This window comes from Nonomuraea sp. NPDC049684 (assembly GCF_044465345.1).
Taxonomy (GTDB): Bacteria; Actinomycetota; Actinomycetes; order Streptosporangiales; family Streptosporangiaceae; genus Nonomuraea.
In genome coordinates, this window is record NZ_JBITLO010000005.1 from 41,028 (window position 1) to 56,120 (window position 15,093).

16 protein-coding genes are annotated in these 15,093 nt (G+C 72.2%); 9 read left to right on the top strand and 7 right to left on the bottom strand.

Annotated features, from left to right (window positions below):
- Nucleotides 1–42: 42 nt before the first annotated feature.
- On the bottom strand, nucleotides 43–552 hold the full coding sequence (locus tag ACIBST_RS17240) for a VOC family protein (protein WP_397172654.1): 510 nt from the start codon (nucleotides 550–552) through the stop codon (nucleotides 43–45).
- A 63-nt stretch (nucleotides 553–615) separates the two neighbouring features.
- Here ACIBST_RS17240 and ACIBST_RS17245 point away from each other — a divergent pair, with 63 nt between their 5' ends.
- The 6 genes from ACIBST_RS17245 to ACIBST_RS17270 all read left to right on the top strand — a co-directional run bounded on the left by ACIBST_RS17245 (nucleotide 616) and on the right by ACIBST_RS17270 (nucleotide 6,547).
- Nucleotides 616–1,065: a MarR family winged helix-turn-helix transcriptional regulator gene (locus ACIBST_RS17245; protein WP_397172655.1), complete on the top strand. Its 450-nt coding sequence runs from the start codon at nucleotides 616–618 to the stop codon at nucleotides 1,063–1,065.
- Nucleotides 1,066–1,125: 60 nt separating this feature from the next.
- Complete coding sequence (locus ACIBST_RS17250) at nucleotides 1,126–1,314, top strand: hypothetical protein (protein WP_352318071.1); 189 nt, start codon at nucleotides 1,126–1,128, stop codon at nucleotides 1,312–1,314.
- Between the two features lie 85 nt (nucleotides 1,315–1,399).
- Nucleotides 1,400–2,836 (top strand): xylulokinase, encoded by a 1,437-nt coding sequence (locus ACIBST_RS17255; RefSeq protein WP_397172657.1) that lies wholly within the window; start codon nucleotides 1,400–1,402, stop codon nucleotides 2,834–2,836.
- A gap of 365 nt (nucleotides 2,837–3,201) precedes the next feature.
- A complete protein-coding gene (locus ACIBST_RS17260; protein WP_397172658.1) occupies nucleotides 3,202–3,885 on the top strand; it encodes a DUF998 domain-containing protein in 684 nt (227 codons plus the stop codon).
- Nucleotides 3,886–3,941: 56 nt separating this feature from the next.
- On the top strand, nucleotides 3,942–6,176 hold the full coding sequence (locus ACIBST_RS17265) for a nitrate- and nitrite sensing domain-containing protein (RefSeq protein ID WP_397172659.1): 2,235 nt from the start codon (nucleotides 3,942–3,944) through the stop codon (nucleotides 6,174–6,176).
- Nucleotides 6,173–6,547 carry a DUF742 domain-containing protein gene (locus ACIBST_RS17270; protein WP_358290686.1) on the top strand — a complete coding sequence of 125 codons (375 nt, stop codon included), beginning with the start codon at nucleotides 6,173–6,175 and terminating at the stop codon, nucleotides 6,545–6,547. The genes ACIBST_RS17265 and ACIBST_RS17270 overlap by 4 nt, the downstream gene beginning before the upstream one ends.
- Before the next feature lie 48 nt (nucleotides 6,548–6,595).
- Here ACIBST_RS17270 and ACIBST_RS17275 read toward each other — a convergent pair whose 3' ends face one another.
- The 6 genes from ACIBST_RS17275 to ACIBST_RS17300 all read right to left on the bottom strand — a co-directional run bounded on the left by ACIBST_RS17275 (nucleotide 6,596) and on the right by ACIBST_RS17300 (nucleotide 12,430).
- Complete coding sequence (locus ACIBST_RS17275) at nucleotides 6,596–7,168, bottom strand: ATP/GTP-binding protein (RefSeq protein WP_352318064.1); 573 nt, start codon at nucleotides 7,166–7,168, stop codon at nucleotides 6,596–6,598.
- Entirely contained in the window at nucleotides 7,149–7,511 is a 363-nt protein-coding gene (locus ACIBST_RS17280; RefSeq protein ID WP_352357593.1) for a DUF742 domain-containing protein, read from the bottom strand. The genes ACIBST_RS17275 and ACIBST_RS17280 overlap by 20 nt, the downstream gene beginning before the upstream one ends.
- The gene (locus ACIBST_RS17285) at nucleotides 7,508–7,915 is read right to left on the bottom strand and encodes a roadblock/LC7 domain-containing protein (RefSeq protein WP_352318060.1); all 408 of its coding nucleotides are present in this window, start codon (nucleotides 7,913–7,915) and stop codon (nucleotides 7,508–7,510) included. Before ACIBST_RS17285 ends, ACIBST_RS17280 begins: the two co-directional genes overlap by 4 nt.
- Entirely contained in the window at nucleotides 7,912–10,023 is a 2,112-nt protein-coding gene (locus ACIBST_RS17290; protein WP_397172660.1) for a nitrate- and nitrite sensing domain-containing protein, read from the bottom strand. Before ACIBST_RS17290 ends, ACIBST_RS17285 begins: the two co-directional genes overlap by 4 nt.
- Before the next feature lie 164 nt (nucleotides 10,024–10,187).
- The gene (locus ACIBST_RS17295) at nucleotides 10,188–11,045 is read right to left on the bottom strand and encodes a PrsW family intramembrane metalloprotease (RefSeq protein ID WP_397172662.1); all 858 of its coding nucleotides are present in this window, start codon (nucleotides 11,043–11,045) and stop codon (nucleotides 10,188–10,190) included.
- On the bottom strand, nucleotides 11,042–12,430 hold the full coding sequence (locus tag ACIBST_RS17300) for a hypothetical protein (protein WP_397172663.1): 1,389 nt from the start codon (nucleotides 12,428–12,430) through the stop codon (nucleotides 11,042–11,044). The genes ACIBST_RS17295 and ACIBST_RS17300 overlap by 4 nt, the downstream gene beginning before the upstream one ends.
- A 206-nt stretch (nucleotides 12,431–12,636) precedes the next feature.
- Here ACIBST_RS17300 and ACIBST_RS17305 point away from each other — a divergent pair, with 206 nt between their 5' ends.
- From ACIBST_RS17305 to ACIBST_RS17315, 3 genes are all read left to right on the top strand, one after another.
- Nucleotides 12,637–12,837, top strand: coding sequence for a hypothetical protein (locus tag ACIBST_RS17305; RefSeq protein ID WP_397172665.1), 201 nt, complete (start codon nucleotides 12,637–12,639; stop codon nucleotides 12,835–12,837).
- Between the two features lie 10 nt (nucleotides 12,838–12,847).
- Nucleotides 12,848–14,335 carry an SPFH domain-containing protein gene (locus ACIBST_RS17310; protein WP_397172666.1) on the top strand — a complete coding sequence of 496 codons (1,488 nt, stop codon included), beginning with the start codon at nucleotides 12,848–12,850 and terminating at the stop codon, nucleotides 14,333–14,335.
- Nucleotides 14,336–14,442: 107 nt separating this feature from the next.
- Entirely contained in the window at nucleotides 14,443–15,090 is a 648-nt protein-coding gene (locus tag ACIBST_RS17315; RefSeq protein ID WP_397172667.1) for a hypothetical protein, read from the top strand.
- Nucleotides 15,091–15,093 lie beyond the last annotated feature (3 nt).

A 15,093-nucleotide genomic window follows, 5' to 3' on the forward strand; every position in this document is an offset into this window, starting at 1 on the left:
CCCTCTCCGGAACAAATCGGTCGGATACCTGCCACGGTACCTTCAGGCCGGGATCGACACCCCTACCCCGCCCCGCGTCCGGGCCCCGTACCGCTCCTTGTCGGCGGCCAGGTCGAGCGGGCGGATGGCGGACCGGGCGGCCAGGGTCTCGTCCGTGATCAGCGAGGCGGGCACGAGCCAGGAGACCTCGAACTCCAGCCCGTCGGGGTCCTTGGCGTACAGCGCCTTGGTCGTCCCGTGGTCGGAGGCGCCGACGAGGGAGCCGAGCTCGCTCAGGGTGACCGCGATGCGCTCCAGCTCGTCGAGCGTGTCGACCTCCCACGCCAGGTGGTAGAGCCCGACGGCGGTGCGCCCGGCGGGCGAGGGACCGGCGCCCGCGCCGATCTCGAACAGCCCGAGGTCGTGGTCGTTGCTGGAGCCCGGGGCCTGGAGGAACGCGGCGCCGCGCATGCCCATGACCACCTCGAATCCGAGCGCCTCCCGGTAGAAGGCCACGCTGCGCTCCACGTCACGGACGTAGAGGACCGCGTGATTGAGCCTGTGGACCGGCATGGTCGTCCCCTTTCACCTGTTTCTCCCGGTCAGAGTATATGAGAGTTCAACTAAAATGAGAGGGTGACGCGATGGCTGGATCCGGACGAGCAGCAGACCTGGCGTGACTTCCTGGCCGCCGGTCAGCTCATCAACGAGGCGCTGGACCGGCAGCTCCAGCGCGAGGCGGGCATGCCGCACACGTACTACATGATCCTGGTGGCGCTGTCGGAGGCGCCGGGCCGGTCGATGCGCATGAGCGAGCTGGCCGCCAGGGCCCAGAGCTCCCAGAGCCGCCTGTCACACGCCGTCGCCCGCCTGGAGGAGCGCGGCTGGGTGCGCCGTGAGCGCTGCCCGGCCGACGGCAGGGGCAGCCTCGCCGTCCTGACGGACGAGGGCTTCGCCACGCTGGCCGCCGCCGCCCCCGGCCACGTCGAGGAGGTGCGCAGGAGCCTGTTCGACGTCCTCACCCCCGAGCAGGTCCGCGAGCTCGGCGCGATCTGCTCGGCCGTGCGGGACACGCTGGAGCGGTAGCGAGCGAACTGTCGTGCCCAGGCCGTAGCCTCTCCCGGTAGCCGAACGAGGGGATTGCCGATGCACGACACCGAAGAGGCACTGTTCCGGACGGTCCACGGCATCGCCGGGCTGATGGCGGGCCAGCCCGTGCCCGTCGTGATGGAGGCGTTGCTGCGCCACCTGCCCAAGGCTCCAGGTCTCGAGGTGACGGAGATCCGCAAGATCGCGGAGGAGATCAGCGTCGGCCGCGACCCCTCCGGGTTGTGATTCACCCCAATTGCCCCTGAACGTCGCTCCCGAGCGGGGATACCATCTCAACCATCTCGCGCGGGAGCACGCATTAGGAGTTCGGGTGACGCTGGTCGCTGGGGTTGATTCCTCCACGCAGAGCTGCAAGGTCGTCATTCGCGAGGCCGAGACGGGCGCGCTGGTCAGGCAGGGCCGCGCCGCCCATCCGGCCGGCACCGAGATCCACCCCTCCCACTGGTGGACCGCGCTGCTGCGGGCCGTCGAGGAGGCCGGCGGGCTCGCCGACGTCGCCGCCGTCAGCGTGGCCGGGCAGCAGCACGGCATGGTCTGCCTCGACGAGGCGGGCGAGGTCGTGCGCGACGCCCTGCTCTGGAACGACACCCGTTCCGCCCGAGCCGCCGCCGACCTGGTGGCGGAGCTGGGCGGGCCAGGGGCCTGGGCCGACGCGGTCGGCTCGGTGCCCGTGGCCGCGTTCACCGTGGCCAAGCTGCGGTGGCTGGCCGAGCACGAGCCGGACAACGCCCGCCGCACGGCGGCGGTCTGCCTGCCGCACGACTGGCTGACCTGGCGACTGGCGGGCGCGCTCGCCCTGGGCGGCGGCTCCGGGGCGGGGTCCGATCTCGCGGCCTGGCACGACGCGCCCTCGCCGTCGCTCGACCTGCTCACCACCGACCGGGGCGACGCCTCGGGCACCGGCTACTGGTCCCCGGCGACCGGCGCCTACCGCACCGACCTGCTCAAGGCCGCCTTCGGCGCCGTCCCGCTGCTGCCCCGGGTGCTGGGGCCCGCCGACCGCGCGGGCGACCCCGCGTCGGCCGGGCCGCTGCTCGCGCCGGGCACCGGCGACAACATGGCGGCCGCCCTCGGCGTCGGGGCCGGCCCGGGTGACGTGGTGGTCTCGCTCGGCACGTCCGGGACGGTGTTCGCGGTCGCGGAGACGCCCAGCGCCGACCCCACCGGCGCGGTCGCCGGGTTCGCCGACGCCACCGGGCGTTTCCTGCCGCTGGTGTGCACGCTGAACGCCGCCCGGGTCCTCGACGCCGCCGCCGGGCTGGCCGGGGTGGGCCTCGACGAGCTGAGCGACCTCGCGCTCCGGGCTCCGGCGGGGGCCGGCGGGCTGACGCTGGTGCCGTACCTGGAGGGCGAGCGCACCCCCAACCGGCCCACCGCGACCGGCTCGGTCCTCGGGCTCACGCTGGCCACCTCGACCCCGGCCCACCTGGCCCGCGCGGCCGTCGAGGGCATGCTGTGCGGCCTGGCCGACGCCCTCGACGCGCTCGGCACCCGTCCCGAGCGGGTGCTGCTGATCGGCGGCGCGGCCCGCTCGGAGGCCGTACGCCGCGTCGCGCCGACCGTCTTCGGCGTGCCGATCGCGGTGCCGCCGCCCGGCGAGTACGTCGCCGACGGCGCCGCCCGCCAGGCCGCCACCCTCCTCACGACCCCCGACTGGCGGACCGAGGACACCGAGACCTACGACGCCCCGGCCGTCCCGGAGATCCGCGCCCGCTACGCCAGGGCCACGGCCCACGTGCTCGACTGAGGGCTCTGGTATCGGGTGAAAAAGCCTCGCAGTTGACAATTCCTTAGAAGTCCGGATGCGTGTCGGACGTACTGATCGCGGCCGTGCGGAGCGATGCTGCGATCAGTGTGACATCCGCGACCACGGGTGTCTGTCCTGCGAGAGGGAAACCGGCGATGAGACGCGCACCGCATCCGGTCACAGCGGCGCCCCCCTCCGGCCGGTCCTCCGTCGGCGGGACTCAGGGATGGACTCAGGGACGGCTCGGGGCTGCCACCGGATGTGCCGGCACGCCTGGGAGCGCGAGAGTTGGGCACATGACCGCAGTGCCGAACAGCAGAGTGAGAGTCGCGAGAGCGCCCTGGAGCGCGAACCTGAGGGCCCTCATGACCCCGGGGAGGACCTACCCCCTGATCGCCTGCGCGTCGATCGTGTTCTCGGTGGTCGCGATCCTGGTCGGCCACTTCGGGCCCGACCCCTACCTCGACCCCATGAACGTGACCATCAGCGAGTACGCCGTGACCGACCGCGGGGGCGTCACGGAGATCGCGATGGCGGTGCTCGGGATCGGGTCGCTGGCGTTGCTGGCCGCGCTGAGGAGGATGGGGGCGCCGATCCGGGGGCTGCCGGAGAAGCTGCTCATGCTGTGGTCGGCGGCGCTGGTCGTGGTGGCGGTCATCCCGACCGTCCCCCTCGGTCTCGATCTCGATCTCGCGGCCCAGGTGCACCGGTACGTCTCGATCGCGGCGTTCGTGAGCCTGCCGGCCGCCGGGGCCCTGCTGGTGCCCAGGCTGACCGCGGACGCCCTCTGGAAGCCCGTCGCGCGGGCCGTGGAGTGGGTGGCGCTGGCGGGCGGGTTCGGGCTGCTGGCGATCACGTACGTGGCCCTGCCGGGGGAGCGGGTCATGATCGGCCTGGTCGAGCGGCTGCTGCTGGGCGCCGAGGTGTCGTTGCTCGGCCTGCTGGCGGCCTGGGCGCTGTGGCTGACGTGGTCGCCGCTCCGCGCCTCGAAGCACCCAGTAGACGCAAATTTCCCGACATATCACAGATTTATCGCTAGTCGATCTTAATCTCGTCTGTTTCGATGCTATTCTCTCCCGCGATCTTCTATGCGGGAGCAGGTGTCATGGCATCGGGCAGATCCATCCGATTCAAGATCTCGACGCTGCTCGTCATCCCCTTGATCTCCCTGATCGCGCTCTGGGGCTTCGCCGCGAGCACGACCACGGGTGAGGCGCTGAACCTCTTCAAGGTCGACGCCATCTGGTCGGGAGTGATCAACAACGCCGACGGCCTGGTCTCCAACCTCCAGGTCGAACGCCTGGCCTCCGCCGAACGCCTCGCCGGCACGGCGACCGAGGCCGGAGCCCTGGCCAAGGCCCGCGCCAAGGTGGACGCCAGCAGGAAGAACCTGCGCGAGCAGGCCCTGTCGGAGGACGCCCAGTCGGCGATGACCGACGACATGAAGAAGCAGTTCCAGGTCGTGCTGGACACCGTGGACCGGCTCCCTGAGGTCAGGCGCAAGGTCGACGACCGCAGGCTCACCCCCGGCGCCCTGGTCACCGAGTACGCCAAGGTCTCCGACGAGGTCCACCTGCTGTACTCCAGGCTGACCGTCAGCACCGACCTCCAGCTGTCCCTCCAGGCCCACGGCCTGATCGCGGCCGACGAGGTGCGCGAGCTGCTCAGCCGCGAGAACGCCCTGGTCGTCGCCTCCAACGGCCGCCCCTCGATGCACGACGTGCACCTGCTGGCCGGCATCGACGGCACCCGCACGTTCCTGTTCCCGAAGGCGCTGGCCAACCTCGACACCGAGCTGCGGGCGCCGTTCGAGAAGCTGTTCTACTCCTCCAGGTACATCACCATGGAGAGCCTCCTGAGGAGCTTCGTGGCCGGCCAGCCGGCCGACATGGACCTGTGGCGCGGCATCGCCGACCAGGTGCTCAAGGAGTACAGCGAGGCCGTCTGGGACACCGGGGACAAGCTGCTGGGCCGGATGCAGCCGGCCGGCGTCGTCATCGTGGTCAGGGCCGCGATCGCGGGCGCGCTGGGGCTCATCGCGGTGGCCTTCTCGATCTTCATCTCCGTCCGGGTGGGCCGCCGGATCACCCGGGAGCTGGCCACCCTCCGCCGTACGGCGCTGGACCTGGCCGAGGTCAGGCTGCCGGACGTGGTGTCGAAGCTGCGTACCGGCGAACGGGTGGACATCGAGGCCGAGGCGCCGCCTATCAAGGTCGGCGACAACGCCACCAGCGAGGTCGCCGACCTCGCCGCGGCCTTCGACAGCGTGCAGAGCACCGCCGTGGACGCCGCCGTCGAGCAGGCCAGGCTGCGCGAGGGCGTGTCCGAGGCGCTGCGGAACCTGGCCAGGCGCAGCCAGTCGCTGCTCCAGCGCCAGCTCAGGATGCTGGACGAGATGCAGCGCCAGACCGAGGAGCCCGAGGCCCTGGAGCGCCTGTTCCGGCTCGACCACCTGACCACCCGCATGCGCCGCCACGCCGAGGGCCTGGTGCTGCTCTCGGGCGGCACGGCGGGCCGCAGGTGGCGCGGCGTCATCCCGGTCGAGGACGTGCTGAGCGGCGCCGCCGCCCAGGTCGAGGAGTACACCCGGGTCCGGGTCTACCCGATGCCCGAGTGCGGCGTGTCCGGCTCGGCCGTGGCCGACCTCATGCACCTGTTCGCCGAGCTGATCGAGAACGCGACGTCGTTCTCCTCGCCCGCCAACGAGGTCTCGGTGCGCGGCGAGATGGTCGGCAGGGGCTTCGCGGTCGAGATCGAGGACCGCGGCCTCGGCATGGACGAGGAGACCCGCAAGGCCATCAACGACCGCCTGGCCAGCCCGCCCGAGTTCGACCCCGCGCAGACCGAGCGGCTGGGGTTCGCGGTGGTCGGCATGCTGGCCGCCCGGCACGGCATCAAGGTGACGCTGAAGCTGTCCCCGTACGGCGGCACGACCGCCATCGTGCTCGTGCCGGGATCGCTGGTCGAGCCCATGGCGACGCCGGTGCGGCCGATGGAGTTCGAGCCCGTGTCCGTCTCCGTCGTCCGGTCCGAGCGGCCGCTCGACGCGGGGGAGGCGACCGGGCCGGGCGAGCTGCCGCGCCGGGTGCGCACGAGCAAGCGCGCGGGGCCCGCGCCGGGCGAGGGGCAGGATCTGCCGCGCCGCGACCGGCCGACGGGCCTGCCGCAGCGGCAGCGGCTCCGGCAGGCGCCCCTGGCCGCGCCGACGCCACCGGCGCCCGTGACGCCCGTGGCCGACGAGCGTTCTCCTGAGGAGACCAGGGCGCTGCTCTCCTCACTCCAGTCCGGATGGCAGCGGGGGCGGCAGGAAAGCGACCAGGATGGGGGTTCCCGAGCGTGAGCGGCGAGCACGAGTGGGTTGACGAGGAGGCCGGGCCCGTCGTCCGGCCGTACGCCGTGGCGCGGGGGCGCACCAGGCCCTCGTCCCCGGCCCTCGATCTGCTGGCGACCGTCGTCTCGACGGGACGGCCCGCGCCGGCCAAGGCCGAGCTGAGCGGCCAGCACCGGCGGCTGATGAGCTGCCTGTCCGGTCACTCCAGGCCCGTCGCCGAGGTCGCCTCGGAGCTCGGGCTGCCCGTGGGCGTGATCCGGGTGCTGCTCGGCGACCTGCTGGAGTACGACCTGATCGACGTGCGCCCGCCGCGCGACAAGACCGCCACCCCGACGGAGAGCCTGCTCCGCGAGGTGATCAACGGGCTGCGCGCGCTCTAGCCCGGCGGCGGGCCGCGCGCGGCGCTTCGCGGCGGCGGGCCGCGCGTCCTAGTTGGCGGCGGTGAGCGTCCGCAGGGAGTGCTCGACCAGGGTGATCATCACTTCCTTGGCCGAGGCCCTGCGCCGCACGTCGCACAGCATCACCGGGACGTCGTCGTCGAGGTCGAGCGCGATGCGCACGTCGTCCACGCTGTGCTGGGACGCGCCGTCGAAGCAGTTGACGGCCACCACGAACGGCGTGCCGCGCTGCTCGAAGTAGTCCACCGACGGGAAGCAGTCGGTCAGCCGCCGGGTGTCGGCGATCACGACCGCGCCCAGCGCGCCGTAGGACAGCTCGTCCCACATGAACCAGAACCGTTCCTGGCCGGGGGTGCCGAACAGGTAGACGACCAGTCCGTCGCGGATCGTGATGCGGCCGAAGTCCATCGCCACGGTGGTGGTCGTCTTGGCCTCCACGCCGTCGAGGTCGTCGACCCCGATCCCGCGGTCGGAGAGCACCTCTTCCGTGCGCAGCGGTTTGATCTCGCTGATCGACCCGACCAGGGTGGTCTTGCCGACGCCGAACCCGCCCGCGATGAGGATCTTCAGCGCGACGGGGTCCTCAGAGAGCACGGAGTCCATTGATCACTTCCTTGAGAATGCGCTCATTCGAACGCGACCCCGTTGCCGAGGGCGACGTCACCGAGATGAGGCCGTGGTCACGCATGTCGCCGAGCAGCACCCGGACGACGCCTACGGGCAGGTCGAGCTCGACGGCCAGGTCGGCCACCGAGATCGGGCTCCGCGCCGCCCGCAGGATGAGCTGCTGTTCCGGACCGAGGTCGTCCGCCTGGTCGGCGAGCGCGCGCACGGACGCGACGAGGTCGAAGGCGTCTCCCGACGAGCGCGTCCGGCCTCGGATGAGGGCGAAGGGCCGGACGACTGGCCCGGCCTCCTCGTCGTACCAGCGGGGGGCGTCGGTCATGCCGTTCCCGCGCGCGGGTTGGTGGTGATGTGCTGGCCCACCCGCTTGACCAGCATCGCCATCTCGTACGCGATGTGCCCGACGTCGACGTTCGCCTCGGCGATCACGGCCAGGCAGGTGCCCTGGCCGGCCGCGGTGACGAACAGGAACGCGCTCTCCATCTCCACGATGGTCTGGCGCACGTCGCCGCCGCCGAAATGGCGCCCGGTGCCGCGGGCCAGGCTCTGGAAGCCGGCGGCCACGGCCGACAGGTGCTCGGCGTCCTCGCGGGTCAATCCCTTGGAGTACCCGACGGCCAGGCCGTCGGTGGAAAGGATGACCGCCTGGCGGACGGCGGCGACCCTGCCTGCCAGGTCGTCGAGCAGCCAGTTCAGCTCACCGGTGTTGGTGGTTTGCGCAGTCATGCGTCCCCCTTGCTCATGGGCTCCTCCTCGGAGGCTTCTTCTCGGGCACGTTGGGTTCCCCGCTGGAACGCGGAGAACAGATCGCGTACCTCGTCGGGAGAGCGTTCGGCCTGCGGCTCCGGCTCCGGCGGTTCTTCCTTGAGCTGCGGCGCCAGGTTCGCCTGGCGCACGCGCCTGGGCAGTCCGGCGTGGGTGCCCGAGGTGACCACCGCGAGGGCCTTCTTCGTACGGCTCGGCAGCTCCGCCGGCCGGCCGTCGTCGTCGCCGGCGGTCAGCGCGGCCTGGTCGGCGACCAGCGAGCGCGGCACGAGCACGATGGCCGCGGTGCCGCCGTAGGGCGAGCGGCGGAGCTGGACCTTGACGCCGTGGCGCTCGGCCAGCCTGGCCACCACGAACAGGCCCAGCCGGTCGCTGTCGGCCAGGTCGAACTCGGGCGGCGCGGCCAGCAGCTTGTTGATCGCGGCGTACTCGACGGCCGACAGGCCGAGCCCCTTGTCCTCGATCTCGACGGCGTAGCCGTTGCTGACCACGTCGCCGCGGATCTGGACCACGGTGTCCGGCGGTGAATAGATGGTGGCGTTCTCGATCAGCTCGGCCACGAGGTGCGTGAGGTCGGCCGCGGACCCGCCGTCGACCGCGCTGACCGGCATGGCCTCGACGTTGACCCGCGTGTAGTCCTCGACCTCGGCGACCGCGGCCCGGACGATGTCGATCACCGGCACCGGTCTGCGCCAGGCCCGCGCCGGGGGCGCGCCCGACAGGATCATCAGGCTCTCGGCGTGCCGCCGCATGCGGGTGGTCAGGTGGTCGAGGCGGAAGAGCTCCTCCAGCCGGTCGGGATCGTGCGTGCGGCGCTGCATGCCGTCGAGCAGCCCGAGCTGCCGGTGCAGCAGGCCCTGCTTGCGCCTGGCGAGGTTGAGGAAGACCTGTCCGACCCCGCGGCGCAGCGCGGCCTGGCCGACGGCCGCCGTCACCGCCGTGCGCTGCACGGACGCGAAGGCCCGGCCGACGTCGGTGATCTCCGCCGATCCGCTCACCCTGATGGCCCTGGCCTCCTTCCGCACGTCAACGTCCTCGCCCTTGCGCAGCCTGTCCACGACGTCGGGCAGGCGCACCTCCGCCAGCTCGATCGCGGCGGTACGCAGCCCGTACAGCTCGCCCGCCAGACGGCGACCGAAGCGTACAGAGATGATGATCGACGCGAGCACGGCTATCAACCCGAGGCCGCCCGCGACGGAGATCTCGACGACCGTGCCGGTCGCGGCCCGCGCGGTCCGGCCGGCCAGCGCCTTGGCCGCGGCGGCGCTGTCGCGGTCCAGTTCGGTGGTGAGCCGGTCCACCGCGCTCTTCCACGCCTCGGCGTCGGCGGGCGGCGAGCCGGTCTTGACGACCCTGGACTCCAGCGCGGAGAAGGTCAGGAACGGCTGGGACGCGAAAACCTGCTCGAACGGCCTGCGCAGCGGCACGTCGAGCCCGGCCAGCCCGCGGGCGTGCAGGAACTTCCTGGAGGCCGCGTACTCGGTGAAGGCGGCCCGCTCGGGCTCGGTCAGCCGCTTGTCCACCAGCGCGCCGACGATGAGGGCGTGCTCCCTGGCGATGTACTCCCGGGCGCTGCCCATGGCGTGCAGGGAGGTGGCCTGCTGGAAGACGGTCAGGTCGGAGACGGAGATCAGGTGGTCGTAGAGGGCGAAGACGGCGTCGAGCACCTGGTTGTAGGCGTCCACGCCGGCCAGGCGGGAGCTGATGCCGCCGTCGATGTCGGCGCGGATGGAGCCGAGCCGGTCGAGGTGGGCGGTGAGGGCGTCGAGCGGCATCCGCAGGTCGTCGCCGACCGCGTCGCCCGCCTCGGTGACGGCGTGCTCGAAGTCGGCCGCCGCCTTGTCCGTACGGGCCCGCTGCGCGCCCAGGACCTCGGTGAGTTCACGGGTGGTGAGCGCCTCGGCGGAGCGCACCCGCTCGGCCTGGAGCTGTACGCCCAGCTCGGTGGAGGTGACCCCGAGGGTTTCGTAGAGCGTGTCGGCCCGGAGGAGTGACTGTGCGTCGCCCATGGTCAGGTTGAGGACGAAACCCCACAGCGCGCTGAGAGACAGGAGGGGTAGCAGCAGCAATAAAAAGATCTTGAACCGAATTGACCGGTTTCGCGAGCCCATGTCCCAACCTCGAGTCGGGGGCATTTCCACACCTTGTGTAAATACACCTCCGGAAGATCGCACAGGAGACTAGCATCGTTTATGGTTCCGGCGCAGTGGGAGGAACAGGATGATTACCGTGATTATTGGGGCATGATCTCAGTCTCCCGGCGGGCCGCGCGCAGCACCCGCCAGAGCCACCCCAGCGCGACCAGCGAGATCACGATGAGTCCGGCCCAGTTCACCAGCGTGTACACGTGCACCTGCCCTTCGGTCACGTTCGGCACCCGGCCGATCCGCAGCAGCTCGAACTGCCACGACCGCCCGGTCAGGACCAGCGTGATCGCGATGGCGATGGCGCTCATCGAGTCCCACAGCGCGTGCAGCAGCGAGACGCCGAGGTAGCACCACACGACGTGCCCGGTGAGGCGTCCGTGGGCGGCGAACAGCACGCCGCCGAGTATCGCGGTCCACAGGCCGTGGCCCACCGGCGCCAGGATGCCGCGCAGGATCTCGGTCTCGACGAGCTGCGCCAGCGACAGGCCGTCGGCGGTGAACAGGGCGTTGAAGGCGTAGCCGGAGCTCTCGAAGGCGGCGAAGCCGAAGCCGACCGTCGCGCCGAGCACCACGCCGTCCCTGGACGAGCGCCGGACCGCGTGCCGGGTGACGTACATCAGCGCGGCCAGCTTCACGCCCTCCTCGATCAGGCCGACCAGCGCGTACATGAGGAGCGAGGGCCGGATCAGCCAGCTCTCCAGCAGCGACGCGCCGAGCACCCCCAGCACGCCGCCCACCACGAACGCCCGGAACTGCAGCTCGACCGTGACCACCGGCGAGCGGTCGCGCCCGTGCGCCCACACCACGAACGTCACCGGGATCAGGAAGCTGCCGAACAGCACGACGGTCGGCACCAGGTTGGAGTTGGCCGTCCAGGCCGTGACGGCGACCGTGGCCAGCCACAGGACCAGCCCGCCGAGGAAGACCCGCAGCCAGGGCCTCATGCGGTGAGCTCGCGCACGGCCCGGTGCGCGGCCACCACGGCCGCGTCGCCGCCGGCCGCCGGTTCGGTGTCCGACCCGGCGATGGCGATGCGGCCGAACCTCCTGCGGGCGACGTCGGCGGGGAAGGGGCCGTCGGGGTAGAAGGGGTGCCAGGGCCTGCAGTACGCCACCGGCAGCCCGTGCCCCCAGCGGTGGACGGTGACCGCCTCGACGCCGGCCCGGGGGCCCAGCAGCCGGGCCACCTGGTCGCGCACGCCGTCCGCCAGCCGGTCGTACGGCGTCGCCATCATCTCCCGCCGGCCCGCCGCCGCCCCCGCCACGGGCCCCAGCTCCGACCGGCACGGCGTGGCCAGCAGGCGCAACCCCTCGGGCGCGGGCTCGCTCAGGCACCAGAACGCGCCCGTCCAGCGGGTGCGCCCGATCCGCGCCCGGCCCCCGCGCAGCCGCACATCGGCCTCCAGGACCGGCAGCCGGGCCGCCTGGCGCAGCGCCCGCCGCTGCTGCTCGGGCAGGTCGGGCACCAGGTCCGGCACGACCGCGCTCCAGCAGGCCATGATCACCGACTCCGCGCCGACCGTCCTGACCCGATGCCCGTCGAAGTACGCGACCACCACGGACGCGTCCCCGTGCCGCACCGAGACCACCGGGCTGGACGGCCGCAGCACCGCCCGCGCGGCCCCGGGCGGGCCAGCGGTCGCGGGCCCGGCCGCCGAGGCGTAGCGCGAGGGCTTGTCGAGGCCCAGGCCGCCGAACCCCGGGTAGCCCGCGGCCCAGGCGTCCACCGCGCCGAGCGCCCGGCCGTCGTAGGCCCGTTCGGCGCACGGCAGCGTCCGGCAGAAGCGTTCCGCGTCGGGATGCACGCCGCAGACCTCCAGCAGGAACCCGGAGTAGGTCAGCCCGGCCAGGCGCTCCTGCTTGTCCTCCTGCGACAGCCCGGGGAACCAGTCGGGCGGGTCGTCGCGCAGCATGCGCAGGTCATCGACGGCCCGCGCGGCGAGCGGCAGCCCCTCCAGCCGGCCGGCCGTGACCAGCGTGTCGGCGCCGAAGCTCTCCCTGTCGCACATCACGCGTACGGCCTGGCCCGCGCCGAACCCCGCCGGGCCGCCGTGCTCGCCGGGGTCGCGGTTGTCCAGCACGAGCACGCGGGCCCTCGGCTCCCGGCGCAGCCACTCCGCCGCCGCGCTGAGGCCGCTGCGACCGCCGCCCACCACCACGAGGTCGTAGCTCTCGCCGGTGGGCTCGGGCGGGCCCGCGTGCCGCCAGAAGCGGCCGTCGCGCAGCGCGTGCGGCACGGCGACCGCCTGCGCGGTGTCCCCGCGCAGCCCTCCGGCCGGTTCCGCGGCATTGACAACGGCCTTCGCCGCCGAGCAGCCCAGAGCGCTCACCGCAATCCCGTCGAACAAGTCACGGCGGGAAATGGGCACATCCATCCCGAGGTTGCGCGGATTCCTGCTCATGAGGGCGATCATCAGCACTTGCGCCAAAAGCCCCACAGGGGCGCGCAGCGGTTCGAGAAACATTTTGCGTGGCCTATTACCGCGAATGCCCGTTTGGAGTAGCGTCCGGAATGCATGCGAGCGGGGGGAGCAGGGTGGTCGGCAAGCAGGGCAGGGTCACCGGAAGGATCGGCCCAGGGCTCGTCGGCGAGGTCATGATCCCGGTCAGGGGCGGGGTGGAGGCCTTCTACGCCCACCCCAGCGTGCCCGACGAGGAGTTCGGCCTCGGAACCATCGTGGTCGTGGTGGACTACTTCCCCCCGCGGACGGTTTACGTGGCCAGAGCACTCGTCTAGGGAGGGCCGGATGTCCCCCGAGGTCTTCATCGTCGCCGGAGCCGCGGTCGTCGCGGTCGTCATCGTGATTCTGCTGTTCAAAGCCGTCTGGCGGGTCGCCGAGCCCAACGAGGCGCTGATCATCTCCGGCCTGGGGGCGCGCCGCCGGGGCGAGGGCGTCGACAGCCTGGGCTTCAAGATCATCACAGGCAAGGGCACGGCCGTGCTGCCCGGCTTCCAGGCCGCCCGGCGGCTGCGCCTGGACACCAGGGCGGCCAATCTCCAGGTCTCCTGCGTCACCCAGCAGGGCATCCCCGTGCACATCCGCGGCGTGGTCATCTACAAGGTCGGCGACGACCTGTCCTCGATCGCCAACGCCGCCCGCCGCTTCCTCGACCAGCAGGACTTCATGACCAGCGCGATCCACGAGCTGTTCACCGGGCACCTGCGCTCGATCATCGGCAACCTCACCATCGAGGACCTGATACTCAACCGCGAGCGCCTGACCAGCGAGACCAGGGCCTCGGCGGCCGACGAGATGAGCAAGCTCGGGCTGATCGTCGACTCGCTGCAGATCCAGGAGATCGACGACGAGACCGGCTACATCGCCAACCTCGGCAAGCCGCACGCCGCCAGGATCGCCGCCGTCGCCCGCATCGCCCAGGCCCAGCGCGACCAGGAGGCCACGGAGGCCGAGCAGATCGCCGAGGCCAACAAGGCCGCCGCCCAGCGCGACGCGCAGATCAAGCGGGCCGCCTACCAGGCCGAGATCGACCGGGCGCAGGCCACGGCCCGGCAGGCGGGGCCGCTGTCGGAGGCCAGCGCCCGGCAGGAGGTCGTCGTCCAGGAGACCAGGGCGGCCGAGCTGGAGGCCCAGCTCGCCGAGCAGCGGCTCCAGTCGCAGGTGCGCAAGCCCGCCGACGCCAAGGCGTACGAGACCGTCACGCTCGCGCAGGCCGACCGGGACGCCCGGATCGCCCAGGCCCAGGCCGAGGCCGAGGAGACCGAGCTGCGCGCCGGGGCCCAGGCGAGCCAGGTCAAGCTGGCCGCCGCCGCCGAGGCCGAGTCCGTACGGCTGCGCGGCGAGGCGGCCGGCGCGGCCACCAAGATCGCGGGTGAGGCGGAGGCCCAGGCCGCCCAGGCGCGCGGGCTGGCCGAGGCGCAGGCGGCCAGGGCGCTGGGCCTGGCCGAGGCCGAGGCGATCAGGGCGCGGGCCGAGGCGCTGAAGGAGAACCAGGAGGCGGTCATCGCCCAGCAGCTCGCCGAGCGCTGGCCGGAGGTCGTCGAGGCGGGCGCGAAGGCGTTCGGGAACGTGGACCACATGGTGGTGCTGAACGGCGCCCAGGGCGTGGAGGAGCTGCTGGCCAAGGCGCTCACGCTCGGCGGCACCGGGATCGGCCTGGCCAGGGCGCTGCTCGACGGCGGGAGCCGGAACGGCGCCGGACCCGAAGTCCCGCGCGAACCCAAAACCTCTCGCGAACCTCAAATTCCTCGTGAACCCGCCGAATTCCGTGAATAGCGACGTTACTCGGCTCCTTACTCGGCCCTTCCTCTAGCGTTTTCGAAAAAGCCGCTAGAGCAAGGGGAGAATTCGTGCTTAAGGCTATTTCGGGGGTATGTCTGAGCATGATGGTCGTCGCCGGATGTTCCGCCGGCGAGGCCGGTGATCAGGCCGCCGGGTCGGCGCAGCCCGCCGCGTCCTCCTCCGCGGTGGAGGCGGCCCGGCTGCGCGCCGCCCTGCTGCCCGTGCCCAAGGGCATGCGCATCGCGTACGGGCCGGAGATGGGGGCGTTCGGCTCGCTCAAGTCCACCCAGGAGGGGCTGGCCGCCATCCAGCAGGCCAAGCTGGAACGTCCGGAGTGCGCCGGGGCCGCCCAGCTCGACGCGGCCAAGCCGGAGGTCGCCCAGGCGCCCGCCGCCGTCATAGCCTTCTCCGCCGCGCGTGGCTCGATCACGCAGGCCGTCGTGTCGATGCCGTCGGCGGCCATGCCCGCGCCGCTGCCGCCGCAGTGCGCCCTGTACAAGGCCACCGTCGAGGGCGCGGACGTGACCTACCGCACCGCCACGCTGGCCATGCCGGCCAGGGGCGACGAGTCGCGGGCCTACCTGACGACGGCCTCCGGCGGCGACAAGCGGGCCCAGATCGGGTCGGTCGTGATCAGGCGGGCCCACCTGATCATGAGCATGCTCGTCGTCGGCGAGAAGGTGAAGGCGGCCGGCCTGTACGAGCTGGCCCGCCTGGCCGACCAGAACCTGGCCCGCGTCACCCGCTGAGGC